This window comes from Mycobacterium sp., assembly GCF_052144515.1.
Classification (GTDB): domain Bacteria; phylum Actinomycetota; class Actinomycetes; order Mycobacteriales; family Mycobacteriaceae; genus Mycobacterium.
This window is the reverse complement of the sequence record NZ_JBKQQD010000092.1, coordinates 47238-71146: the sequence shown is the minus strand read 5'-3', so window position 1 is coordinate 71146 and position 23909 is coordinate 47238. Positions and strand designations below refer to the sequence as shown.

At 65.0% G+C, this 23909-nt stretch carries 20 protein-coding genes and 2 pseudogenes; 13 read left to right on the top strand and 9 right to left on the bottom strand.

The window, feature by feature from the left end; genetic code table 11:
* Positions 1 to 24 precede the first annotated feature (24 nt).
* Genes ACLP9N_RS05085 through ACLP9N_RS05075 form a run of 3 tightly spaced genes read left to right on the top strand, consistent with a single transcriptional unit; the run spans position 25 to position 4007 of the window.
* Entirely contained in the window at positions 25 to 2841 is a 2817-nt protein-coding gene (locus ACLP9N_RS05085) for an AAA family ATPase (RefSeq protein WP_442406366.1), read from the top strand.
* Positions 2753 to 3187 carry a hypothetical protein gene (locus tag ACLP9N_RS05080; RefSeq protein ID WP_442406389.1) on the top strand — a complete coding sequence of 145 codons (435 nt, stop codon included), beginning with the start codon at positions 2753 to 2755 and terminating at the stop codon, positions 3185 to 3187. Before ACLP9N_RS05085 ends, ACLP9N_RS05080 begins: the two co-directional genes overlap by 89 nt.
* 4 nt (positions 3188 to 3191) lie before the next feature.
* A complete protein-coding gene (locus ACLP9N_RS05075) occupies positions 3192 to 4007 on the top strand; it encodes an SDR family oxidoreductase (protein ID WP_442406365.1) in 816 nt (271 codons plus the stop codon).
* A gap of 6 nt (positions 4008 to 4013) precedes the next feature.
* Here ACLP9N_RS05075 and ACLP9N_RS05070 read toward each other — a convergent pair whose 3' ends face one another.
* Both ACLP9N_RS05070 and ACLP9N_RS05065 read right to left on the bottom strand, forming a co-directional pair.
* Positions 4014 to 5798 carry a SulP family inorganic anion transporter gene (locus ACLP9N_RS05070; RefSeq protein WP_442406364.1) on the bottom strand — a complete coding sequence of 595 codons (1785 nt, stop codon included), beginning with the start codon at positions 5796 to 5798 and terminating at the stop codon, positions 4014 to 4016.
* 8 nt (positions 5799 to 5806) lie between these two features.
* Positions 5807 to 6886, bottom strand: coding sequence for a sulfate ABC transporter substrate-binding protein (locus tag ACLP9N_RS05065; RefSeq protein ID WP_442406363.1), 1080 nt, complete (start codon positions 6884 to 6886; stop codon positions 5807 to 5809).
* 159 nt (positions 6887 to 7045) lie between these two features.
* On the opposite strand from ACLP9N_RS05065, the gene ACLP9N_RS05060 reads away from it, so the two are divergent.
* Together ACLP9N_RS05060 and ACLP9N_RS05055 are read left to right on the top strand one after the other, a co-directional pair.
* Positions 7046 to 8443 carry a DUF2252 domain-containing protein gene (locus tag ACLP9N_RS05060; protein WP_442406362.1) on the top strand — a complete coding sequence of 466 codons (1398 nt, stop codon included), beginning with the start codon at positions 7046 to 7048 and terminating at the stop codon, positions 8441 to 8443.
* 17 nt (positions 8444 to 8460) lie between these two features.
* Positions 8461 to 9624, top strand: coding sequence for a Zn-dependent alcohol dehydrogenase (locus ACLP9N_RS05055; protein ID WP_442406361.1), 1164 nt, complete (start codon positions 8461 to 8463; stop codon positions 9622 to 9624).
* Positions 9625 to 9636: 12 nt separating this feature from the next.
* On the opposite strand, the gene ACLP9N_RS05050 is transcribed toward ACLP9N_RS05055, so the two are convergent.
* From ACLP9N_RS05050 to ACLP9N_RS05040, 3 genes are all read right to left on the bottom strand, one after another.
* Positions 9637 to 11199: a flavin-containing monooxygenase gene (locus tag ACLP9N_RS05050; RefSeq protein ID WP_442406360.1), complete on the bottom strand. Its 1563-nt coding sequence runs from the start codon at positions 11197 to 11199 to the stop codon at positions 9637 to 9639.
* Positions 11196 to 12989, bottom strand: coding sequence for a flavin-containing monooxygenase (locus ACLP9N_RS05045; RefSeq protein WP_442406359.1), 1794 nt, complete (start codon positions 12987 to 12989; stop codon positions 11196 to 11198). The genes ACLP9N_RS05050 and ACLP9N_RS05045 overlap by 4 nt, the downstream gene beginning before the upstream one ends.
* 72 nt (positions 12990 to 13061) lie before the next feature.
* Positions 13062 to 13685 (bottom strand): TetR/AcrR family transcriptional regulator, encoded by a 624-nt coding sequence (locus ACLP9N_RS05040; RefSeq protein ID WP_442406358.1) that lies wholly within the window; start codon positions 13683 to 13685, stop codon positions 13062 to 13064.
* Positions 13686 to 13761: 76 nt separating this feature from the next.
* Here ACLP9N_RS05040 and ACLP9N_RS05035 point away from each other — a divergent pair, with 76 nt between their 5' ends.
* Both ACLP9N_RS05035 and ACLP9N_RS05030 read left to right on the top strand, forming a co-directional pair.
* Entirely contained in the window at positions 13762 to 14382 is a 621-nt protein-coding gene (locus ACLP9N_RS05035; RefSeq protein ID WP_442406357.1) for a TetR/AcrR family transcriptional regulator, read from the top strand.
* Positions 14379 to 15356, top strand: a pseudogene (locus ACLP9N_RS05030) (LLM class flavin-dependent oxidoreductase). Before ACLP9N_RS05035 ends, ACLP9N_RS05030 begins: the two are co-directional and overlap by 4 nt.
* Here the strand turns inward: ACLP9N_RS05030 and ACLP9N_RS05025 are convergent.
* The gene (locus ACLP9N_RS05025; protein ID WP_442406382.1) at positions 15328 to 15966 is read right to left on the bottom strand and encodes a TetR/AcrR family transcriptional regulator; all 639 of its coding nucleotides are present in this window, start codon (positions 15964 to 15966) and stop codon (positions 15328 to 15330) included. The pseudogene ACLP9N_RS05030 and the gene ACLP9N_RS05025 overlap by 29 nt on opposite strands.
* A gap of 136 nt (positions 15967 to 16102) precedes the next feature.
* On the opposite strand from ACLP9N_RS05025, the gene ACLP9N_RS05020 reads away from it, so the two are divergent.
* Entirely contained in the window at positions 16103 to 16666 is a 564-nt protein-coding gene (locus tag ACLP9N_RS05020; protein ID WP_442406356.1) for a pyridoxamine 5'-phosphate oxidase family protein, read from the top strand.
* Between the two features lie 4 nt (positions 16667 to 16670).
* On the opposite strand, the gene ACLP9N_RS05015 is transcribed toward ACLP9N_RS05020, so the two are convergent.
* Complete coding sequence (locus tag ACLP9N_RS05015; protein ID WP_442406355.1) at positions 16671 to 17144, bottom strand: SRPBCC family protein; 474 nt, start codon at positions 17142 to 17144, stop codon at positions 16671 to 16673.
* Between the two features lie 159 nt (positions 17145 to 17303).
* Here ACLP9N_RS05015 and ACLP9N_RS05010 point away from each other — a divergent pair, with 159 nt between their 5' ends.
* The 3 genes and pseudogenes from ACLP9N_RS05010 (at position 17304) to ACLP9N_RS05000 (ending at position 20457) form a co-directional block, all read left to right on the top strand.
* Positions 17304 to 18125, top strand: a complete 822-nt coding sequence (locus tag ACLP9N_RS05010) for a mycofactocin-coupled SDR family oxidoreductase (protein ID WP_442406354.1) — start codon at positions 17304 to 17306, stop codon at positions 18123 to 18125.
* A gap of 541 nt (positions 18126 to 18666) precedes the next feature.
* Positions 18667 to 18960: pseudogene (locus ACLP9N_RS05005) on the top strand (hypothetical protein); the annotation flags it as partial.
* Between the two features lie 111 nt (positions 18961 to 19071).
* Entirely contained in the window at positions 19072 to 20457 is a 1386-nt protein-coding gene (locus ACLP9N_RS05000) for an alpha/beta hydrolase (RefSeq protein WP_442406353.1), read from the top strand.
* A 103-nt stretch (positions 20458 to 20560) separates the two neighbouring features.
* On the opposite strand, the gene ACLP9N_RS04995 is transcribed toward ACLP9N_RS05000, so the two are convergent.
* A complete protein-coding gene (locus tag ACLP9N_RS04995; protein ID WP_442406352.1) occupies positions 20561 to 20686 on the bottom strand; it encodes a hypothetical protein in 126 nt (41 codons plus the stop codon).
* A gap of 355 nt (positions 20687 to 21041) precedes the next feature.
* On the opposite strand from ACLP9N_RS04995, the gene ACLP9N_RS04990 reads away from it, so the two are divergent.
* Positions 21042 to 21851 carry a polysaccharide deacetylase family protein gene (locus ACLP9N_RS04990; protein WP_442406381.1) on the top strand — a complete coding sequence of 270 codons (810 nt, stop codon included), beginning with the start codon at positions 21042 to 21044 and terminating at the stop codon, positions 21849 to 21851.
* An 11-nt stretch (positions 21852 to 21862) separates the two neighbouring features.
* Entirely contained in the window at positions 21863 to 22630 is a 768-nt protein-coding gene (locus tag ACLP9N_RS04985) for a hypothetical protein (RefSeq protein WP_442406351.1), read from the top strand.
* Positions 22631 to 22632: 2 nt separating this feature from the next.
* Here ACLP9N_RS04985 and ACLP9N_RS04980 read toward each other — a convergent pair whose 3' ends face one another.
* Positions 22633 to 23823, bottom strand: a complete 1191-nt coding sequence (locus ACLP9N_RS04980; RefSeq protein ID WP_442406350.1) for an aromatic ring-hydroxylating oxygenase subunit alpha — start codon at positions 23821 to 23823, stop codon at positions 22633 to 22635.
* Positions 23824 to 23909: the final 86 nt, after the last annotated feature.

Below are 23909 nucleotides of genomic sequence, written 5' to 3'. Positions count from 1 at the left end.
GACCCGAGGATCGGTGGTGCTCACGTGACGACTGCGGGACTGGCGTGCCCGACCTGCGGCACGGAATTGCGCGCCACCGCGAAGTTCTGCGACGAGTGCGGGTCGCCGACGAAGGCTGCACCGGCGTCGGCCGAGTACAAGCAAGTGACGGTGCTGTTCGCCGATGCCGTGCATTCGATGGACATCGCCGCCGCGGTGGGTCCGGAGCGGTTGCGCGAGCTCATGGGTGAGCTCGTCGAGCGCGCGGCCGCGGTGGTGCAGCGATTCGGCGGCACAGTGGACAAGTTCACCGGCGACGGGATCATGGCGGTGTTCGGCGCACCGGTTGCCTTGGAGGATCACGCTTTTCGCGCGTGCCTGGCGGCGCTGGGAATTCAGGCCGAGGCGAAGCGGATGGCGGGTGGCGTCGCAGAACGCGACGGGGTGGACCTGCGGCTGCGGGTAGGCCTGAATTCGGGTCAGGTGATCGCCGGTGAAATCGGCTCTGGCGCTTTGGGTTACACCGCGATCGGGGAACAGGTCGGGATGGCTCAGCGGATGGAGTCGGTGGCGCCGCCGGATGGGGTGATGCTCAGCGAGTCCACCGCGCGCCTGGTCGAAGGTGCCGTCATGCTGGCCGAACCGGAAATGGTGCACATCAAGGGGGCACGCGAATCGGTGCCCGCGCACCGCTTGATCGCCACCAGCGGCGATCAGCACACCCGCAGCGACCCAACGCTGGTCGGGCGCACCTGGGAACTCAACACCATCGCCGCGATTCTCGACGAGGCCATCGGTGGGGCCGGCTGCGTCATCGGTGTCCTGGGCCCGCCCGGCATCGGCAAGAGCCGCATCGTGCGCGAAGCCGCGGCGCTCGCCGACGACCGCGGTGTCCAGGTTTTCACCACCTACTGCGAATCCCATACCAGCGACATTCCCTTCCATGCGGTGACGGGCCTGTTGCGCGCCGGCCTGGGGGTCGAAGGCCTCGAAGCCGAAGCCGCACGCGCCCGGTTCCGCATCCGCTTTGCCGATGCCGATCCAGAAGACCTGCGCCGGCTCGACGACCTGCTCGGCATCGCCGATCCCGACGCCGAAGTTCCCGACATCGAGGGCGACGCCCGACGGCGCCGGCTCACCGCCCTGGTCAACGCCGCATCGCTGGCGCGAACCGATCCGGCGCTCTACGTGATCGAGGACGCGCATTGGATTGACGAGGTCAGCGAGTCGATGCTGGCCGACTTTCTGGCCGTGATCAGGCAAACCCCTTCGATGGTGCTGATCACCTATCGCCCCGAGTACCGCGGCACGCTGGCGACGATCCCCGGCGCGCAGACGATCGCCCTGCGACCGCTGAGCACCACCCAGACCACGGCGTTGATCGGTGAGCTCCTCGGCACCGATGCCTCGATGCGCGGGCTGGCCGCGGTCATCGCCGAACGTGCCGACGGCAACCCGTTTTTCGCCGAGGAGATCGTGCGCGACCTGGCCGAGCGCGGCGCGGTCCACGGCGCGCGCGGCTCCTACCTGCTACACGGAGATGCCGCCGACACAGCGGTGCCGGCAACGTTGCAGGCCGTCATCGCGGCCCGCGTCGATCGGCTCAGCGCGGCGGCCAAGCGCACACTGAACGCCGCGGCAGTCGTCGGATCGCGGTTCAGCCCCGAGCTGCTGACCGCGTTGGGGATCGACCCGGTCCTCGACGAGCTGGTCGCTGGTGAGTTGATCGACCAGGTCGGGTTCATCCCGAAGATCGAATATGTGTTCCGGCATCCGCTGATTCGTGCCGTGGCCTATGAATCGCAGCTGAGGTCGGACCGCGCAGAGTTGCACGGGCGACTGGCCGCCGCGATCGAACAGCGCGAGCCGGACTCGGTCGACGAAAATGCCGCGCTGGTCGCCGAACACCTCAAGGCCGCGGGAGACCTGCACACAGCGTTCGACTGGTATATGCGCGCGGGCGGGTGGCTTACGCTCCGCGATCTCGCCGCGGCGAGGGCCAGTTGGCGGCACGCTCGCGACGTCGCGGACAGATTGCCCGATACCGACACTGACCGCACCGCGATGCGCATCGCGCCTCGGACGCTGCTGTGCGCCAGCGCCTGGCTGGCCGGCGGGACCATGGCCGACACCGGATTCGACGAACTACGCGAACTCGCGAGCGCGGCCGGCGACAAGGTGTCGCTGGCGATGGGGACGGCGGGGTGGGTGCCGGCGCTGGTCGTTCACGCCCGATTCCGTGAAGCATCGGATCTGGCTTCCGAACTCGCCGATCTGCTCGAATCGATCGGCGACCCGGAGCTAACCGTTGGGCTGCTCTATAGCGCGATCGCCGCCAAGCTGCAACGCGGCGAGATGACCGAAGCCGTGCGGCTGGCGCAACGGGTGATCGACCTGGCCGACGGTGACGTCACGATGGGCAACTTCATCCTCCCCGCTCCATTGGTTGGCGCAACCATGCTGCGAGGCGTCGCACGATCTACCCTCGGGGACCGGGACTGGACGACGGATGTCGAGCAAGCCACAACGATGGTCCGCGCGTTCAACCCGACCTTGCGTGCGTTGGTGCTGTTCTTCAAAGTCATGCTGATTCCCAACGGCATATGCGTGCCGGAATCGGCAGGCTTGCAGGACACAGCCGAGGTGCTCGAGCTTGCGGAGCGATCCGGCGACAACCTCACGCTGGCCTGCGCCCGGTGCACGCGCGGCATCGTGCTCGTGGCCGATGACGGTGCCCAACGAGACGATGCGATCCCGCTGCTGGCCGCGGCCCGTGAAGCCGCGTTGCAAGAGCGCTTCACGCTCTTGGCGGCCACTTGGGTCGACTTGGTTTTTTGCTATCGAGAAAGCCCGCACGGGTGATCTGGACGGAGCGATCGAACTGGCGCGCCCGGCCGTCGAATACGAATACGCCTGCGGCGACATGATTCTTCTGGCATTTGCCACCGCCACGCTGGTCCAGGCACTGCTGCGCAGAGGTGGACAGACCGACCTGCAGGAAGCCCAGGCCGCGATCGAGCGGCTCGCCGCGGTGCCGAACGAACCCGGTTTCGTCCTGCACGACATCTGGCTACTGCGGATGCGCGCGTGGGAGGGACAGGCACGCGGCGACAACGCCAGCTATCAACACTATCGCGACCGCTATCGTGAGATGGCGAATTCGCTTGGTTTCGAAGGGCACATCGCGTGGGCGTCGGAAATGGAGTAATGGAGTGACGGAAGTTCTGGTCGTGATCGGAGTCGGCGGCATGGGCCAGGCGATTGCTCGGCGCCTCGGTTCCGGTAAGACAGTGTTGCTCGCCGACAACAACGAAGCCGTGCTTGCATCGGTTGCCGGATCACTAGCCGCAGACGGCCATTGCGTCGAAAGCCGCATCGTCGACGTCTCGTCACCGGAATCGGTGCGCGGGCTCGCCGAGTACGCGGCCTCGGTGGGCGACGTCACGCAAGTCGCACACACCGCCGGACTCTCCCCGGCACAGGCCCCGGCCGAAGCGATCCTCGCCGTAGATCTGCTCGGAACCGCTTTCGTGCTGCAGGAATTCGGCGAAGTCATCGCGCCGGGCGGCGCGGGTGTGGTGATCGCCAGCATGGCTGGGCATATGTTCCCTCCGCTGGCCGCCGAGCATGAAAAAGCGTTGGCTCACAACCCGCCTGGGGAATTGCTTCAACTAGACTTCATCAGCAGCATCACAGACCCGAACTTTGCCTATCCAATCGCCAAGCAGGCCAACCATATTCGCGTCCGTGCCGCCAGCGCGCACTGGGGTCGGCGGGGTGCGCGCATCAACTCGATCAGCCCTGGCATCATCTCCACGCCGATGGGTCAGCAGGAACTCGCCTCGCCAGTCGGCGATGGCATGCGAGCGATGATCGCCATGTCCGCGACGGGCCGCATCGGGACTCCGGACGACATCGCGGGGGCAGCGGCCTTCTTGCTAAGCCCCACCGCCTCGTTCATCACCGGCACCGACCTGCTGGTCGACGGGGGTGTGATTGCGGCCGTCAAAGCGGGCAACCCGGCCTAGTCGGGATCAGACTAGGTAGTACAGGTCGGGGGGGTCGGCTAAGTCGATTGCTTTCGTAACCGGCCGACCGATTTCAACAGGGGCCAAGTGGCCACGGGCATGGCGCACGGCCTTGAGCGTCGCCGAGTATTCCTCATCTTCTTCGGGGAAGATGTGCTCTGCCGGGAACCAGCTTTTGATCCCGACATTGTGCAAGATCCCAAGCGTGTCGGGGCGAACCCCGGCCAACAGGATCGTCACGCCACGCGTGGTCTCTTCGCGTAGGAAATGCTCGATGCGTTCGATGCACACGACGTCCGGGTGGCGCACGCGTTTGAGCCGCAGCACCACGAACTTCACGTCGTCATCCGCGATCCGTCGGTGCAGCGCAACGAGGTAACGGTCCAATTCCGGTGCGGCACCGAAGAATAGCTCGCCTTCCAGGTCGTAGATGATGATCGACGGGTCGGCGGGATCGCCGGGCATGCGTTCGCGGACCACGCGTTCGGGGGCGACGATGAGTTCTTTGGCTTTCAGCTTCGCCGCGCGCGACACGAACAACAGGATCGACAGGATCACGCCGAGCAGGACCGATTTGTCGAGATCGATTGCCACGCCGGTGAACGCCGTCACGATCACCAGGCCGGCGTCATAGCGCGATGCCTTCAGCGTGTAGAACAACCGCTTGAAATCGACCAGCCGCGCGGCGGTGACGAGCAGCAGCCCGGCCAGCGCGGGCTGCGGAACGTACCGCAGTAAAGGCGCGAACAGTAGCAGCGCCGCGGCGACCGTTGCGGCCGAGACGATCCCGGAGAATCGTGTTTTGGCACCCGACTGGTAATTGATCGCCGATCGCGACAGCGAGCCCGAGCCCGGCAGGCACTGAAAGAAGCCTCCACTGAGGTTGGCCAGGCCTTCGGCCATGATCTGCCGGTTGTAGTCGATCTTCTGTTGGGTTTCGTAGGCAATGGCTTTGGCGATCGACAACGCCTCGATGATGCCGACGAACGCGATGGCCAAAGCGCCCGAGGACAGCTCGGGCAACCAGTCGGTGTGGACCTCCGGGATATGCGGGGTGGGCAGGCTCCGCGGAATCTTCGCGGCCACCGACACCGCCGTATGTCCGCCGGTACCCGGAACCGACCAGCCCGCGAAATAGGCGATCAGGCCGGTGATGATCAACACGGCAAGCATGTCGATCTGCGGCCACCCGAAGCGCTGGACCAGTTTGCGCAGGGCGACCGCCAGCAGCACCGCGGCAGCACTGAGCGTCAGGGCGCGGTAGTTGATGTGATCGCCGTGGAACAAGGTGAGCCATACCCGACGCAGCACCTGCATGTGCCCGTTGCCTTTGTCGCGCACCCCCAGCGCGTTGCCCAACTGTCCGACGGCAAGCAGAAACGCTGCCGCGGCCATGAAACCGATGATGACCGACTCGGAAATGTAGCGCGTCAGGTTGCCCAGCTTGAACAGGCTGATCACGATTTGGAAAGCACCAACCAGGACGGCCAGGAGGAACAGCCCCTCGAAGAGTTCGCCTGCGTTCTCCGAATCGATGAAGGCGAGGGCAGTGAACACCAGTAGCGATATCGCGCTCGTTGGCCCGTTGATCAGGTGCGAGGAGGAGCCGAAGATCGAGGCGACGATCGTGACGACGATTGCCGAGTACACGCCGAACCGGGGATCCACTCCGGCAATGAGCGCATACGCCATCGCCTGAGGGAATGAGATGGCGGCGACGGTGAGTCCGGCAATGAGATCATGCCGGCCTTTCACCAAGTCGTAGTTCAGGGCAAGACCCACTTTGGACACGCTTTCCGCTAGGTTCCCAACGTCGCACCGGGCGGCGCTGAGAGCGTGTCGAGTATTCCGTTGACGCCGAAGAACTGCTCGTGCGCATCACTCCAGTCCTTGGCGATGGCGCCGATCGGAAAAAGCGTCACAGGGGGCAGCCGGTCGGCGTGCTTGGCCAGAATTGCGGGCTTGAAGGGCCGATAGCCGCATTGGGCTACCTGCTCTTGTGCGGCGTCGGTGAACAAGTAATTGAGGTAGGCCTTGGCGTAGGTGGCGGTCTTGGGATCGGTGACGTTGGCGTCGACCCAGGCCACGGCGGGCTCGGCGAGGATGCTGACCGGCGGGTAGACCAGCTCGAGTTCGTCTTTGTTGGCGGCCACCTCGCGCAGCGCCTCGTTCTCCCAGGCCAGCTGCACATCGCCGATCTTCGCCAGGGCGAAGCTGTCGCCCGCACTGCGGGCGCCGGCGTCGGAGACCGCCACATGCCGCAGGAGCGCCCGCACGTACGCGGCCGCTTGGGCCTGGTTACCGCCGCGTGTGGTGACCGAGCCCCACGCGGCCAGAACGCTCAATTGTCCGTTGCCCGAACTGCGCGGATTGGGTGTCACCACCGAAACGTCACCCTTGACCAGGTCGGGCCAGTCGTGGATGGCTTTGGGATTGCCCTTTCGAACCACAAAGACGACGGTCGACGTGTACGGCACTGAATTGTTCGGCAGACGCTGTTGCCAGTCGGGTGCGATCAGCCCCCGCTTGCTCAACGTCTGGATGTCGCCGATCAGCGCCAGTGACACCACGCTGGCTCTCTGGCTGCCCTCGAGGACACTCCTTAGCTGCCGTCCTGAACCACCGTGCGATTCTTCGATGTCCAGCGTGACCCCGCTGTGCGCGCGATATTGCGGGATGAACGCCTTGTCGATCGCCGCGAACAACTCACGTGTCGGGTCATAGGAGACGTTGAGGATTCGGTTGGCCCCGGCATCGGGAACGTTCTTGACCACGATCGCGGTTGCGGCAAGGACGACGGCAACAACACCCAGGATGTTGAGCCAGGAAAAGCGCCGCCGGGTACGGGCGCGCTTATCTAGCGGAGGCGTTTCCACCATCGGCAGGCGTCCTCTCACGACGATCTTCCGGGATCTTCCAGACTAATTCGTCTGGCACCCGACTTTTTGGTGATGTTAACGATCAGGCCACCTTCTGGCAGCGTTGAGAATCAGCCTGAAGCTAAGTACAGCGGGCGCGGTGCTGCATATGCTGATCAAATGCCGCAACGGGTTTTGCGTGAACGCCTGATCGATCTTGAAGTCCCGAGCGAGGACGTGGCTCGCGGTCGGGCGCTCCGAAATTCCGTTCCACGGCGTTCACTCGCACAACTGACTCCGTCTGGCCGAACGGCCACGGAAATCCTCGTCGAGCAAAACGCCGACCGGGTGCGCGAACTCGTTCCGCTGCGTTTCGCCCGGATGCTCACCGACCCCTTCTCGTTCTACCGGGGCTCTGCGGCGGTCATGGCGGCCGACCTCGCCGCAAGCCCAACGAGCGGGATCGAAGTAATGTGCTGCGGTGACGCTCACGTCTCGAATTTCGGCATATACGCCGCTCCGGACCGCTCAATTGTCTTCGACCTCAACGATTTTGACGAGGCCGCCGTGGCGCCCGGGGAGTGGGACATCAAACGCCTGATCACCAGCGCTATCGTCGGGGGCCGCCACGCCGGATATCCCGCCAAGGCCATCCGCAGTTGTGTGCGACAGGCTTTGGAGGGCTACCGAACAAGTCTGCACGCCATGCTCGAGATGAGCGTCCTGGACCGGTACTACCTGCGGGTCGAACCCGAGAAGTACACCGGACAAGTATCCAAGGACCTGCTGGGAGTAATTCAGAAGACGACATCCCGGGCCCGCACCCGAACGTCGGCGCGTGTCGTCAAACAGATCGTGGAGGTCGGGGCGGACGGCACCCCGCGCCTGCGGGAAGCGCCGCCGGTTCTGCAACACGTTGCGGGCGAAACCGAAGACATGTTGCTCGAGTCGATCGAGGAGTATCTGGCCGCAGTTCCTACTGACGTCGCGGTGCTGCTATCGCACTTTCGTATCACGGATGTCGCGCTGCGGGTGGTCGGTGTCGGCAGCGTCGGCACCCGCTGTTACTTGGTCATCCTGGTCGGCCCGAAAGACACGCCGCTCGTCCTGCAGATCAAGGAAGCCACTCGATCCGTCCTCGAGGAGTACGGCGGGGGGCGCCAGCCGCACACTCTGAAGGCTGCCGTCGAGGCGAAGGGCCACGGTCTGCGTGTTGTCGACGGCCAGCTGATCCTGCAGGCAATGTCAGATGTGTTCCTCGGCACGACACGCAAGGATGGGCGCGACTATTACGTCCGTCAATTCCACGACATGAAGGGCACCGTCGAAACCGAAGGCATGTCGGCTTCGACGTTTAGCGAATACGTCACTGCGTGTGCGGTCCTGCTGGCGCGGGCGCACTCGCAGAGCGCGAACGCATCGATATTGCGCGGATACGTTGGCACCAGCGACACCGTATGCGACGCGGTCGCCGAATGGTCGTACAGCTATGCCGACAAGTCGCTCGACGACTTTCACCAGCTTCGTGCGGCGGCTAAGGGCGGCGACACCGAGGTTGCCGCGGACCCTGCCCGATAGACGCCGATGCGAAGTCGATGAGAAGCCGCGCGGCCATCCTCTACGAATACAGCCGTCCGTGGACCGTCGAAGAGTTCGAGTTGGATTTGCCGCGGGCCGGGGAGGTGCTGCTGCGGCTGGCCGCCACCGGCCTTTGCCACTCCGACGAACACATCCGGCAGGGAAAGCTGGCCCCGCCCGCGGAAACCCTGCGCTCGCTCGGGTTGCGGGCCATGTCGCCGACGATCGGCGGGCACGAGGGGTCCGGCGTGGTGCTCGAGGTGGGCGAAGGCGTGACCCGCTTCGCGCCCGGCGACCATGTGGTGACGTCCTTCGTTGCGGTGTGCGGACAATGCCGGTGGTGCGCCTCGGGGATGGAATATCTGTGCGACAAGGGTTCTGGGACGCTGGCCCCGGGGATGCCGACCGACGGCACTTTCCGCCATCACACCGTCGACGGACGAAACCTGTGGCACATCTCCAAGATTGGTGCGTTCGCCGAACACACCGTCGTCTCGGCTGACTCGCTGGTGAAAATCGACCAGGGTTTCCCGCTGGTGCCCGCCGCACTGCTGGCGTGCGCGGTTCCGACCGGATACGGCTCGGCGGCGCGGCGTGCCCAGGTGCGCGGCGGCGACACGGCGGTGGTGATCGGCGCGGGCGGCATCGGTAGCGCTGCCATTCAGGGCGCGCGCATCAGCGGCGCCGCGCGCATCGTCGCGATCGACCCGGTCGAGTTCAAGCGCGAGTCCGCGCTGAAGTTCGGTGCCACCCACACCGCGGCAGCGGGATCCGACGCGATCGAGCTGGTGCGTGAGCTGACCCGCGGCGTGATGGCCGACGCGGTCGTCGTCTCCCCCGCGATGATCGGCGAGGCCGACGTCGAGACAGCGCTGCTGCTCACTCGCAAGGGAGGCACCTGTGTGCTCACCGGATTGCCGTCACCGCAGTTGAGTTCGATCGCCGTCACACTGCAAGACTTCATATTGATGAACAAAACGTTGTGCGGCACCGTGTTTGGATCATGCAACCCCAAAAGCGATATCCCGCTGCTGGCTTCGCTGTACGAGTCGGGTCAGTTGCTACTCGATGAAATGATCTCCAAGCGCTACCGGCTGGACGAAATAAACGAGGCGTGCGCGGACAAGGCTGCCGGCGAACTGATCCGCGGCATCATCGATTTCGGCGTGACCGACTGCTGATGGCGTCAAGAACTACACCGGCGACGGCGAACGATTCGATGTAGCCCTGACGGTTCCGCGCCCGCTTGCCGGAGCCGCACCGTTGCGGTGCAACCAATCTCGCGGCCGCAGCCTCCAGGTGCGGCGGGCGTAGTCCAGTTCGGTGTAGGGCCATTGGGTAACGATGCGGCCGGTGGGTGAACGGAAGTAACTGTCGCACTGGGTCCAGATCGTCCGCTCAAGATCTGCGGAAAGCCGTTCATTGTACTGCTTTTCGGCCTCGGGGCGTACGTCGAGGTATCCGCCCCGACGCGCCAACCGGCCCACCGCGCTGGCCACCAGTCGCGCGCCGGCCTCGAGAATGTAGACGATTGAGTTGCCGCCCTGGTTGGTGTTGGGGCCGTAGAGCATAAAGAAGTTCGGGAATCCGCTGACGGCGACGCCCAAGTAGGCGCTGGGGTCAAGTCCCCATCGCTCGTGCAGGCGCTGTCCTCCGGTTCCGATGACGTCGATGCCCGACAGGTAGTGCGACGTTTCGAAGCCCGTGGCTAGCACGATGGCATCGACGGGAAAGGCCTGGCCGGTCCCCGTCACCACCGACTTCTCGGTGATGCGGTCGATGGGGTCGGTGACAAGATCGACACGGTCTTGCTGTAGGGCCCGGTAGTAGTCGTCGCCCAGCAGCACGCGTTTGCAGCGAAACGGATAGTCCGGTGTCAGCGCTTGCCGAAGCCGCTCGTCGGCCACGGTGCGCTCGAGGAACGAGGTTGCGATCTGGGTGCGGGCGGTGACGACCGGGTCGTCCGCGAAGGTCGCGGTGTTGTCGTGCTGGAATTTCCAGATCTGCCAGCGTGTGCGGCGGGTAGCCAGCGGGTTGCGCCGGAATTGCGCCAATTCTGTTGCGCTGTAAGGGCGGTCATCCTTGGGGACCATCCACGGTGGTGTGCGCTGGAACACCGTGAGGCGCTCGGCGATTTTGGCCAGCTCGGGAACCACCTGCACCCCGCTGGCTCCCGTGCCGATCACCGCCACCTTCTTGCCCACCAAGTCGATGGTGTGATCCCACTGCGCGGTGTGCATCAGGGTGCCACCGAAGTCGTTCAGGCCGGCGATATCTGGGATTTTGTGCGACCCAAACAAACCCACCGCGCAGACGACGACGTCGGCGGTCAGCGTGGCGGTGCGCCCGGCGCGCTCCACCTGGCAGTCCCACTGCCACGTGTCGGCATTCCAGCGGATGGTGTCGACCCTGGTGTCGAGCATGAGGTGGCGACGCAGATCGAAGTCGTCGACCACCGACTCCAGGTAGGCCAAAATCTCGGGCTGACGAGCGTAGGTTCGGCTCCAGGATTTGTTGAGCGCGAACGAAAACGAATACAGGTGACTCTGGATGTCGCAGGCGGCGCCGGGGTAGGTGTTGCGCCGCCAGGTGCCCCCGACGCCGTCGTCGGCCTCGATGATCGTCAGATCGTCGATGCCGGCCCGGCGCAGAGCCACGGCCGTACCGAGGCCGCCGAACCCGGCCCCGATGATCGCCACCCTCGGTGCGGGCCGGCGCCGCACCGCCGCCCGTATCCGGCCGAGGACGTACCTCATGGAGCGGTCCCGCGAATCTCGAGCCCCTCTAGGTCGCCCTTGGCCCGCCACGCCGCCAGGATGTCCGCGTACTCGGTGGGTGTGCCGAAGAAGAAGCTGCCCTGCCGAGTCTTGGCGTCCGCCTTGCCCTCCCGGTTGTAGTAGCCGGGAGTGCATGTCTTGGCCCGCTCGGCGGTCAGTGCCGAACGCTGCACAACAGTGTCGACCCAGGCGCCCTCCGCGTCGGGCGAGGCTTCGACTTCGGTGGCGCCGTGTTCGATGGCCCAGGCGATGATCCACGCGGCGTGGCTGGCCTGTACGTCAAGCAGATAGGGAAAGTTCACCGTGAGCCCAGCCTGGGCGATGCTTTCGATGAAGCAGTTCGGGAAACCGTTGGTATACAAGCCCTGAAACGTACGCACACCGTCGCGCCACTTCTCGGTCAGCGTCACGCCGTCGCGACCGATCAACTCGAACCCGGTGCGACGGCAGTAATCGGTACCTACCTCGAAACCCGTTGCGAAGATCAGACAGTCGAGCTCGTAGTGCACTCCGCCGACCACGACACCCGTCTCGGTGATGCGCTCCACCCCGCGGCCGCGAGTGTCGACCAGTGTGACGTTGTCGCGGTTGAATGTTTGCAGATACTCATCGTGGAAGCAGGGCCGCTTGCAGAAGTAGCCGTACCAGGGTTTAAGCGCCTCCGCGGTGGCGGGATCGGCCACAATCTCAGCGACCCGAGCCCGGATTTCCTCCATCTTGGCGAAGTCGGCGAGCTCGATGTCGCGGGTGCGTTGCTCGGGGCTCACCGACGCGTCGGTGTCGTGGCGCATCACCGGAAGCTTCCGGGTGATGCTCGTCCAGGCATCGGCGACCAGATCTTCCTCCGCCTGCCCACCGGCCGTGAGGATCTGAAAGTTCTGTATCCGCTCTTGTTGCCACCCCGGCTGTAATGTGTTGACCCATTGTAGATCCGTGGGCTGGTTGGCGCGCACGTCCACCGATGACGGTGTGCGCTGGAAGACGTAGAGGTGCTGTGCCGCCGCCGCGAGGTGCGGCACACATTGGACGGCGGTCGCCCCGGTGCCGATGATGCCGACGCGGCTGACGGCCAGGTTCTCCAGCTTCTCGCCGGTGTAGCCGTAGTCCCACCGGCTGGTATGAAACGTCTTCCCGCGAAAGGAACTGATCCCGGGAATGCCGGGCAGTTTCGGTTTCGCCTGATACCCGTTGGCCATGGAGACGAACCTGGCCCGCATCTCGTCGCCGCGGTTGGTCCGGATAATCCAGCGGGAACTCGCAGCTTCCCAATGGATCTCATGGACATCGGTCTGCAGGCACGCATCGCGATACAGGTCGTAGTGATCGGCGATGCGCTGGCAGTGCGCGAAGATCTCGGCTCCCTTGGCGTATTTATCCGCGGGGATGTAGCCGACCTCTTCCAGCAGCGGGATGTACACATAGGACTCGACGTCGCAAGCGATCCCCGGATACCGATTCCAGTACCACGTGCCGCCTACGTCGGCCGCTCGGTCGATCAATCGCACACTTTCGACGCCGAGCTGGCGTAGCCGCGCTCCCGTCAACAGCCCGCCGAAGCCCGCCCCGACGATGGCCACGTCGACGTCGTCGGTCAGCGGTTCGCGCGCGAACTGCCCATCCACCCAAGGGTCCTCCGCGAACCGGGCGAACTCACCGGCGATCTCCACGTACTGCGCGATGCCGTCGGGGCGCAGTCGCCGTGCCCGCTCTTCGGCGTACTTCTGTCGCAGCGCGTCGACATCGAACGCGCACCCAACGGTCTCGGTCAAGGTCTCGACCCCACTCTCCGTGAGCCCGACTCTATAATTAATCGCTTGATCGTATCAAGGGGATAGCGTCTATTAGGCGCCGAACAGTGTGCCCCTCACCAAGACTTTGGCCGAGCTCAGCGCGGCGTGGTAATCCTCCGGAGGCAACGTGGCAGCCAGTTCGGTCAGGCCATAGACGAGCGCATAGATCGCCTCGACCACACCGCGTGAATCCGGGTGATCACCGAGTTCGCCACACCGGTGCGCATCCGCAACGACGCCCTCGATGATCTCGCGGAATGTCTCGAACCCGGCTCCTAGCTCCGCTCCGTCCGGTGCAGTGACATTCTCGACATTCTCGGCCCGGATCGCCCACTCGAACGCGGCCAAGTCCGGGTACTCGCGCATCAGGTGACCGCACTCGTCGAGCACCGCTTCGATTCGGTCGCTGATGCTGCCGGGTCGTGCTGCAGCCTGGCGCAGGCGCGGCATCGCGGCGTCGGCTCTGGCCGCGATCGTCGCCTTGATCAGTTCCGACTTGTTCGGAAAGTAGTTGTACAGGCTGGCACTGGTCACGCCCGCCGTCCGGGCGATCTCGCGGATCGTCGCCTGCGAATACCCGACCTCGGCCACACAGCGCATGGTCGCGACGATGATCCGCTGGCGAGTTTCCTCGCCGCTGGCACCGACGGGGCGGCCCAGCTGCGTCCGGGTCATTGTGATCGCGTCCCCACTCACTCGAATATATTCGACCGATCGATTAGTTCCGGGTCCGCGGAGGTGTGGGGTGGCAGTGACCGTCACGCCCTCTCAGCTCGGCCGACCCGTGGGCGCAGACGGTGAGCAGACGCGCCGGCGAATCATCACCGCGGCAATGCGCTGTGTGGCCGAGGTCGGCTATTCGCAGGCGACGATCCGCGAGATCGCCCGCGCAGCCGACACGACCAGCGGCAGCCTCTACCACTACTTTGCGAACAAATCCGACCTGTTCAGCGCGACGGGCGAGGAAATCGAGCAGATCGTCTTGCCGCGGCTGCGCGCTGCCATTGCGCAGACCGACGATGCCGTTGACCGCCTCGACGCGGTGCTGGACGAGTCCAAACGGTTGATCCTCGACTATCCCTATCTGACCGCGTTCTTGAGGGCGATGCGCGCCCAGAGCACTGCACAGGCCGGGTCCAAAGCGCTGCGCGACGTGGTCAGCGAGGTCGTCGAGGACGCCCGGCTACAAGGACGGCTGTCCCCCGAGACCGATGCGGGCTCCGCGGTGGAAGCCATCTGTGCGCTGACGCGCGGTCTGTCCGAACAGGCGGCCAATCTCTCGCCGGAGGCCTACGACGCCACGTTGAGTTCGGCCAAGAAACTGATCAGGGGATCGCTGTTCGCGCCGTCGCGCCGCCCGAGCCGCCCATGAGTTTGCTCGTCGCGCTGCGGTTGAACATGACGAATATCGCCAACCCCGCAGTGCACCACGCGGAGCGTTATCAGGCCGCGCTCGAAATGGCCGAGTTTGCCGACAAGCACGCATTCACCGCCGTCAGCGGCGAAGAACATCATCTGGCGGCCACGGGTTGGCTCCCGTCGCCGCTGATTCTGGCCGCCGCGGTCGCCGGACGAACGCGGCGCGTGCGAATCAGTATCAACGCGCTCATCGTGCCCCTCTACGACCCGATCCGGCTCGCCGAGGACATCGCCGTGCTGGACAACCTGGCCCAGGGCCGCTTCAGCTTCGTGGCCGGAATGGGTTACCGGCCAGAGGAATACCGGGCGGTCGGGAAAGACTAGGCGGGCCGCGGCGACCTGATGGATCGTTGCCTCTCGGTGATGCTCGAGGCGTGGGGCGATGAACCCTTCGAACATGACGGCAAGTTCATCAACGTCACGCCGAAACCACATACTCGCCCGCATCCGGTCTTTTTCATCGGCGGTATGATCCCTGCGGCGGCCCGGCGAGCGGCGCGCTTCGGACTACCGTTCTCGCCGCCGATGGCCTTGCCCGAGGTGGAAGCGGTGTACCACCAAGAGTTGCGCAAGCTCGGCAAGACGGGCTTCGTCTACCACCCCGAAAACGGCAGTACAGTCACGTTGCTGCACACCGACCCCGACGAAGCCTGGACCCGCTACGGCGCTTTCATCATGAACGAGGCCACCGAATACAGCGCCTGGAAGCGTGCAGGCGTACCACGGCCCAACGAGATCGCCGCCGCTTCGATCGCGGACCTACGGCGCCTGAACACTGTCGAGATCCTCACCCCTGACCAGTTGACCGACCAGATCCGTTGTGGCAGAAGAGAAGTTGTCATGAACCCCCTCGTGGGCGGACTGCCGATCGACCAAGGCTGGGCCAGTTTGCAGTTGCTTACCGATGAGGTCCTGCCCTGGGTGTAGCAGAACCGTGCAATCGCTCCAGCCCGGCCACGATGAGCTGCAATCCGAACGTGAACTCCTCCTCCAACGGAACGGGAAGCTCGTCGGCGACCGCGACCGTAGCGGGATAGCGGGAGGGATCGAGGCGGTGGAATGCGGCCGATACTTCGGCGTCTTGTTGGCCACCGGCCGCCGTCGACCCGGAGATTTGGATCGCGAAGCCGAGCACATAACGCGACACCGTGGCATAGGCGTGGGCGGCGGCCGCCGGCGCGAAGCCGTTGTCGAGCAGGACCGAAAGAACAAGCTCCCGCTGGGCTAGCGCGTTGGGTCCCACCGGAACGTGCCCGATCAACAGGGACGCCACGTTACCGTGCTGGCCGAGCGCGTCAAACATGCTCTGCGCGAACGACATACAGGCTTGTTGCCAGGGCAGCGAGGCAATTGCCCGCATATCGATTTCGCCGATCATCCGGTCGACCACCAACGCAACCAGTTCCGATCGGCTGCCGAAATGACGGTACAGCGTGGCGGTGCCCGATCCCAGGCACTGCGCCAGCGACCGCATGGACAGCGCGTCAGCCCCCCTCTCGTCGACGAGTTCGAGAGCCACGCCGAGGATCCGGTCCAGGGGCAGGGCCGGGCGCCCGCGGGAGCGGCTTGATGACGGCGTGTCGGCGGTCAGTTGACATCCCCACTATTTATGGGCACACTGTAGCCATAAATAATCAATGGGTCAACGACCTTGACAGCAAGGACATTTCGCTATGCATCTGTCTTTGATCCCGCTGGCATCAGAGCCCTACCCGGCTCCGACCGACCGCGACATGCTTCCCTCCGAGCGCCGCGAATTCGTGCGCACCCACCGGACCTGTGTGTTCGGCTACCGCCGCCGCAACGACGGTCCGGCCATGTCGATCGTCTACTACATCCCCACCGACACCGACGAACTGCTGGTGTCCACGATGGCCGGGCGCGGCAAGGCCCGCATCGTCGAACGCGACGGCAAGGTCAGCCTGTGCGTTCTCGACGAGCGCTGGCCGTTCAGCTATCTACAGGTCTACGCCGACGCCACCATCGACCGAGACCGTGAGCTGGCCGTCGACGTCATGATGGCGGTAGCCGGCCGAATGTCGGGCCAGCCACTGCCCGACGAGGCACGCCCGTCCGTCGAAGAGATGTGCGACCGGGAGAACCGCGTCGTCATCCGCTGCCGGCCCTACTCCAGCTATGCAACTCCGCCGCGCCACCTGCATCGCAACGATCAGGTCGAACAGCTGAGCCACTGGGTTTCCGGCGTGGTCCCGTGGGATGCCTCCGACCCGGACTGATCACCTACTGCGCGGCGTAGCGGTCTCGCAGCTTGGCCAGGGTCGCCTCGATGCCCGCGGTGTTCGCTTTCCGGGCGCCGATCCGGTCGTAGTACCTGAGCTTGTTCTTGAGCGCACCGGCGTCGTGAAAGTCGAACGTCTCGGTGACCCGGGTCAGCGTCGGTGAGAGTGCCTCGAACTCCCACCGCCAGCGGTGGCCAACCGGATGGCGCCATTCGACCAATTCGTTGGGCCTGAAGGCGGTCACCGTGCTGGTGATCCGGTAGGGCAGCCCATACATCTTCATGCTCGTCGAAAACTTCGACCCCACAGCCATTTCGGCGGGCACCTTGACGTTGTCGCGCACAGTTCCCGATCCGTCCAGTTCGTGGTGGCGCCGGGGATCGGCTGCCATCGCGAACAGCTCAGCCGCCGGTGCTGCCACTTCGACCGACCGGCAAACCCGCTGAGGTCCCGCGTCGACAACGGTGACAGTCATGATGTCTCCTTCCGTTTTTCCGGCCCGTATCCGCGCTGCCAGGTTGAGGCTACGCTTCGCCGAGTGCTCCACTGAGCACTGTCTTGGAAAACGACGCTCCCGCAGGAAGGGTTCACTGCCTGCGATCAGGGATCGGCACGAAAGGAACGCAAAAGACCGATGGGCCAGTCACTCTCGGGAAGGGTGGCGCTGATCACCGGCGCCGCGCGGGGACAGGGCCGGGCGCACGCGGTGCGACTCAGCGCCGAAGGCGCCGACATCATCGCGCTTGATCTTGCCGGGCCGTTGCCGTCCAGTGTTCCGTACGATTCGCCGACGCCCGCCGACCTTGCCGAAACGGCGCAGCTGGTCAGCGCCAACGGCAGACGGGTCGTCACCGCGGTGGTCGACATCCGTGACCTCGACGCACTCCACGCGGCCGTCGAAGAGGCGGTCGGGGAACTTGGTCGTCTCGACATCGTCGTCGCCAACGCCGGGATCTGCAGCCCGGCGCCGTGGGATCGGATAACCGCCGAAGCCTTTCGCGACACCATCGACACGAACGTGACGGGCACGTGGAACACCGTGGTGGCGACTGCCCGTCACATCATCGACGGTGGCCGTGGCGGGTCGATCATCCTCATCGGTTCCGCGGCCGGCATCAAGATGGAGCCGTTCATGATCCACTACGTGGTGAGCAAACACGCCGTCACCGGGATGGCCCGTGGGTTCGCCGCCGAGCTGGGCCGGCACAGCATCCGCGTCAACAGCCTGCACCCGGGGGCGGTCGACAGCCCCATGGGCGGCGGCCAGATGCGCGAGGCGATCCAATCGGCCGGTGACACCTACCCCTACCTGCGGGGCCTGAACAGGCCGCTGCTACCCGAAGGCCACGCCCAGCCCGAGGACATCGCCGACGCCGTCGCCTGGCTGGCCTCTGACCAATCCAGATTCGTCACCGGAACTCAGGTTTCGGTCGACATGGGCGTGTCCTACTGCTGACCGGTGCGGCCCGGCGGCCGCGTCGCCAGCCGCGTCGCCGCAACCGAATCAATTTGTCGCGATGTGCGCGCCGCCTGAGCCCGGCGCTACGAACTTAGGGGTGCGGCGTCGCCGGGATCGACGTCGTAGGCGATTGCTGAGGACCTATCGGTCCACCCGGACTCATTCCTCCGGGTCCCATCATCCACGGCCCCATCGTCCCCGGCCCCATCATTGGGCAGCTACCGTCACGGCCGCCGTAGTAACCCCGGTGCCAGCCATAGTGGGCACCGGAGGACCAGCCCAAGAAGAGCCCCGCGAAAAAGATCACCGCCACGACGAACACGACACCGGCGACGATGACCACCCACGCCGTCGCTTGGCCTAGACGACTAGACGCGCCGTTTCGATCGTCGTTCCCGGATTGCCCAGTTGTCACGGTCGTCGGTTCGGCCCTGGATTCAGGAGTTTGCGTCATGTTCCGAACGATGCCACCGCATACCCGCCCGGGGTAGGGACTATTGGCCCTAGAAGGTGCGGCGCGTATCTGGTCAGCTTGGCCCTGATCCTGACCTCCCCAGCGGGGCACGCCTATGTCACCACCCCGGGCAGCGCGCTGATGTTCCCCAGTCTGTGCCGCGCCGTGGGCGCCATGCCCGCACCCGAAGTCGAACCCCCGCCGGCCGACTACTGCGCTGAGCGCACCGCGATGATGCCCAAACGGCGCCGCACCCGCGCCTATCGCATCGCCACCGAACGCTGACACAACCACCAAGCCCGCCAAGCCTGACGCGCCGAGTTCTCGAGCTACGCCGAGCCGGCCCCACCTTACGTCGACGACGATCCGCCACCTTTCAGACCTGGAGCGAGCGCGGCCGTCCGGCGATCGACGACGTGGCCGGCGGTACTGATGTGGGATAGTTGATTTCACCTCATCGCATCTGGCGCTCTACGAAAGTCATACCTGTTGGGTCACTTTGAACAACTGTCGTTGCTGCATGGCTGGTTGCCGGCGACAGTGCAGGTGTTAACCCTGCTGGTGACGGTCAGCGCGATCGATTGGCGGAGGCGGCGCTGGCGCAGGTGGGGATTTCCGGTGGCGCTGATCGTGGCGGCCGCGGTGACGGCGCTGGCGTACTGGTACATCGCGTCGCTCGGGGTGGCCGGTGACCCGGCGCCGGCGTGGCTGTGGCTGTGGATAGCGATGAGTGGGCTTGCCGTCGGCGTGCTGTTGCTGGGCTGGCCCAGGGCCCGCTGGTGGCGGCGCGGGGTGTCGGTGCTGTCGGTGCCCCTGTGCGCGCTGTGTGCGGTGCTGGCGCTGAACGTGTGGGTCGGCTACTTCCCGACGGTGAGCGCCGCATGGAACCAGCTCACTTCTGGGCCGTTGCCCGACCAGATCGATCGGCTGAAGGTCACCGCGATGCAGGTCGAGGGGACCAAGCCGAGCAAGGGCGTCGTGGTGCCGGTGACGGTCGGCGCCGATGCGTCGCACTTTCCGCACCGCCCCGAGTTGGTGTATCTGCCTCCGGCCTGGTTCGCCACCAACCCGCCGCCCCGACTGCCGACGGTGATGATGATCAGTTCGGCGTTCAACACCCCCGCCGACTGGCTGCGCGCCGGCGGCGCTTTCGACACCGTGGACGACTTCGCGGCCCATCATCAGGGCTACGCTCCGGCGCTGGTGTTCGTCGATGCCACCGGCGCGTTCGACAACGACACCGAGTGTGTCAACGGCAGCCGCGGTAACGCTGCCGATCACCTGACGAAAGATGTTGTGCCGTTCATGGTGAGCAACTTCGGGGTGAGTGCCGACCGGGCCAATTGGGGCGTCGCTGGATGGTCGATGGGCGGTACCTGCGCCGTTGACCTGACGGTCATGCACCCGGATATCTTCAGCGCGTTTGTCGACGTCGCCGGCGACGTACGTCCCAACGTCGGCGCCAAGGAGCAAACCATCGCCCGGTTGTTCGGCGGCAACCAGGCGGCCTGGGCTGCCTACGACCCGATCACCGTCATCAATCGCCACGGTCGCTACTCCGGGGTGTCGGGATGGTTCGACGTGCCCGCGCCCAGTGCTCCGCACAACCTCGCCCAGGCGGCGGGCCCGTCTGGTGCTACTACTCCCGACTCCGTCGCCAACCCGGAAGGCCAGGACGCCGCCGCCTACTCGTTGTGCAACGTCGCCGCCGCCAACGGGATCGACTGCGCGGTGGTTAGCCAGGCAGGCAGACATGACTGGCCGTTCGCCGCGCAGGCGTTCGCTGCATCGCTGCCCTGGCTGGCCTTCACGTTGGGAACCCCGAGTACCGAGCCCGTGCAGTTGCCACAACGCCGGGGCGGAGCGCCGCACTAGACCCCCGTCGGCGGATGAGTGGGAAATGTCTCTTTTCCCCAACAGCACCAGTCACAAATCGGTAACCCCGTCAGGACCGGGCCGGGCGGGACCGCCGTACCGTTTAGCGCGCCGACGCGGCGCCCACGATCAGGTCCGGCGTTGTGCCGCCAGCAGCCAGGGCATGCAACATCCTCCCCTTCGACCGCACCGGATTTGCGTCGCAAGACAACACGAATGCGGTGGTCATGCAAGTATCCCAGCCAGCCCGCCCAGTGGCCGATCGTGGTTGCCGGTGGCCATCGCCCGGTAGGCACACACCGTTGTAAGGCAGTCACCACGGCCGCCGAGCTACCTGCCATCGAGCCCTCCCGGGGGTCCGTGAGTTCGCCCGGACAGTTTTCGAAGCGAACCCTTAGCTGACCCCCCGAGGACAATCCGACATATCGCCGCTGCTAATGGTACGGTTCGCTGCTGTGGACGCGGACTTTGGCAGCACGGGCATCCCTCGCGGACGCCCGCGTGCCGGAGGGGCTCACCGCAAACAAGCCACGCAGAATCGGGTTAGGTCCGCCGGTTTCTTTCAAGGCATTGCGGCGCCAGAGCTGAACCGCCGTCGTTTCCTCGGGACGCTCGCCGCTGCCACGGTGGCCGGTGTCGGCGCGGCCCGGCTGGTTGTCGATCCGCAGCCACAGACATTCGCCCAGACGGCCGGCGGTGCGGCGGCGACCTCGGGTCCAACCGCACCGGCAGCCTTGTTGCCGCCACCGTCGCCGAGTGCGCGCATCGCGCTGCCCGGCGGAGGCGCACTCACCAAGATCCCCGGCGAAGGTGATCTGCTTGCGCTGACCCTCGACGACGGCGTCAGCAGTGAGGTGGTGCGCGCCTACACACAGCTCGCCAAAGACACCGGCATGCGGCTGACATATTTCGTCAACGGCATATACAACTCATGGACCGAGAACGCGGCGCTACTGCGGCCGTTGGTGGACTCCGGACAAATCCAACTCGGCAACCACACGTGGTCACACCCGGATTTGACCACGCTGCCGAAAAGTGAGATCGCCCAGCAGCTCACCCGCAATGACGAATTCCTGAAGAAGACCTACGGAGTAGGCGCCAAGCCGTACTTCCGGCCACCCTACGCAAAACACAACGCCGCCGTTGATGCGGTGGCAGCCAACCTTGGCTACAAAGTCCCGACCTTGTGGTCGGGTTCGCTGTCGGATTCCACGTTGATCACCGAGGAATACATCGTCAAGATGGCCGACAAGTACTTCACCCCGCAGGACATCGTTATCGGTCACCTCAATCACGCGCCAGTCACCCACGTCTATCCGCAACTCGTCGACATCATCCGGTCCCGCAACCTTCGTACCGTCACCCTCAACGACGTGTTCCTCAAAACCCCATAACGTCGTGAACAGTGAACACGCCCGATCCGCAGCGGCTGGGCGGTCTGGCTTGGGCAAGGCGTACCGGCGGTCGGCTCTCGCGCGCGGAGCGGCGCCGGCTGTTGGCCGCAATTGCGATAGGCCAGTGGGAAAACGCCGTGGGCAGGGTCAAGCTCACGCTGGGCCGGATTCCGGACGCGGCGGCACGCGTCGACCTCGACACGTTCCAGGTACCCGATTCGAAGTTCGCCCGCGAGGCCGAAGAGGCGTGCGCGGAATTACCGCCGGCCCTCGAGGGTCACTCCTACCGCACCTGGTTGTTCGGGTGGGCGCTGGCGACCGTCGACGGCAGCACGATGGACGACGAGCTCTTCTACTGCGGGGCCCTGCTGCACGACTATGGCATCGCCAGCCCAACGGCCGACCGTGATTTCACGCTCGGCAGCGTCGATCGGATGCTTTCCTGCGCGAGCGCTGCCCAAATCGCTGAGAAACGTGCGGAGCTACTCGCCGACGCTATCTGCGTGCACACAACACCGGGAGTTACGGTCGAGACCGACGGCGCGATCGGCTGCTACCTGCAATGGGGAGCGATGGTCGATGGCGCCGGACTGCGCGTGTGGGACGTCGCTCCCGGCAACGTGCAGGAGGTCTTACACCGTTACCCGCGGGGCGATTTCAAACGAGAACTCGCTGACATGATGCGGGCCGAGGCGGCGGCTGTGCCCGCGGGACGCTTCAAGCTGCTCGTTCGCTGCGGCTTGCCCCTGGCCGTGCGGATGGCCCCATTCGACTCCTGAGATCAGGCGATGATCGATCGGGCCAGGCGCCCATCGAGGGTGGCGTGGAAATGGCCAGCCGCGCTCTCGTGCCGCCCGAACTCCACGAACTCGTTTGCGCCGGAGTGTAATCCGCGCTGTACCCCCTCCGACATCTCGTTGTCTTCCACGAGACCGCGCGCAATGAAGCTACCCGCGCCCGCCGGGTTTGGTGGGTTGAGTGAGTCTCGTTCGGCGACTTCCGGCCTGACCATCGAATAGACAACAACCGTGCTGTGATCGACGTCGACCGGGTCGATCACAACCACGGAAACCACGTCCGGGAACGTCGCCAACATGACGTTGGGAAAGAGCTGATACAGATAGGTCAGCCGCGCATCGGTTGTCCACGTGCTCTCCGGACGATCGCGAAGCCGTTCAATATTGCGGTACGGGAACGTGATACGACTGTTCGGGCCGAATGTCTCGACCACATTGAGGTCGTCGTACTGCACCGGGAAGAAGGTATCTTTGTGCGTCGAGCGTATGTGGTAGCCCTCCAGGAACTGCTCGGCGAGCACCTTCCAGTTCATCGCTCGCAGAGTGGATTCCACAAATACCAGCCGCTGCGCCGGGAGTAGCTTGTCGCGCCACGGAGTCCCGTCGGCCAGCCATTCCCAATATGATTCCGCCTCGTCAGCACCGGCCTGCATGCCTGCGTCGACGGGGTCGACTGGACCGATGACGATGAGCCCGTCCACTTCGCGGCTCGCGACCTCGACCAGACCGCGCATGGAGGGATCCAGATCAGGGAAGGCATCATCGTGGGGCACATGCGCGAGCGAGCCGTCCAGACGATACGTCCAGCCGTGGTAGCGGCACACGAACGCATGAGAGCACCCGGCCCCCTCGACGAGGGCGAAACCGCGATGACGACACGCGTTGCGAAACACCCGCGCCCGCCGGTCGCGTCCGCGCACAGCGAATAAGGGCACCCCGAAGGCGGTCCGTTCGATGTGGTCGCCCGGGTTCGGGATCGTCGCGGAGGGAACGAACACACTCGGCATCGTGCGCAGCAACCTGAGTTCCTCGGCGAACCTGCTTGGGCTCAGATAGTTTTCGACGGGCTCGCGCCAAGCCTCGCCCTCATCTGTAGTTCCGGCATCGATGTGCGCAAGGATGCGCCGAACGATCTCGGCATCATCGGCCACCAACGTCTTCGTCGGGGAAACCATGCGAGCAGTATCACATCTTAATAATCACGCGTCAATGATTTAGTGATATCGATATGCGTGGCGATCGGCGATCAGCGAAGATAACT

What these genes read in the sequence shown, in the direction of transcription:
- ACLP9N_RS05010 (WP_442406354.1), top strand. Translation starts at nt 17,304, where the DNA reads ATGGGCCAGTCACTCTCGGGAAGGGTGGCGCTGATCACCGGCGCCGCG.
- ACLP9N_RS05050 (WP_442406360.1), bottom strand. Translation starts at nt 11,199, where the DNA reads ATGAGGTACGTCCTCGGCCGGATACGGGCGGCGGTGCGGCGCCGGCCC.
- ACLP9N_RS05065 (WP_442406363.1), bottom strand. Translation starts at nt 6,886, where the DNA reads ATGGTGGAAACGCCTCCGCTAGATAAGCGCGCCCGTACCCGGCGGCGC.
- ACLP9N_RS05040 (WP_442406358.1), bottom strand. Translation starts at nt 13,685, where the DNA reads ATGACCCGGACGCAGCTGGGCCGCCCCGTCGGTGCCAGCGGCGAGGAA.
- ACLP9N_RS05055 (WP_442406361.1), top strand. Translation starts at nt 8,461, where the DNA reads ATGAGAAGCCGCGCGGCCATCCTCTACGAATACAGCCGTCCGTGGACC.
- ACLP9N_RS04995 (WP_442406352.1), bottom strand. Translation starts at nt 20,686, where the DNA reads ATGACCACCGCATTCGTGTTGTCTTGCGACGCAAATCCGGTGCGGTCG.
- ACLP9N_RS05015 (WP_442406355.1), bottom strand. Translation starts at nt 17,144, where the DNA reads ATGACTGTCACCGTTGTCGACGCGGGACCTCAGCGGGTTTGCCGGTCG.
- ACLP9N_RS05060 (WP_442406362.1), top strand. Translation starts at nt 7,046, where the DNA reads ATGCCGCAACGGGTTTTGCGTGAACGCCTGATCGATCTTGAAGTCCCG.
- ACLP9N_RS05020 (WP_442406356.1), top strand. Translation starts at nt 16,103, where the DNA reads ATGCATCTGTCTTTGATCCCGCTGGCATCAGAGCCCTACCCGGCTCCG.
- ACLP9N_RS04980 (WP_442406350.1), bottom strand. Translation starts at nt 23,823, where the DNA reads ATGGTTTCCCCGACGAAGACGTTGGTGGCCGATGATGCCGAGATCGTT.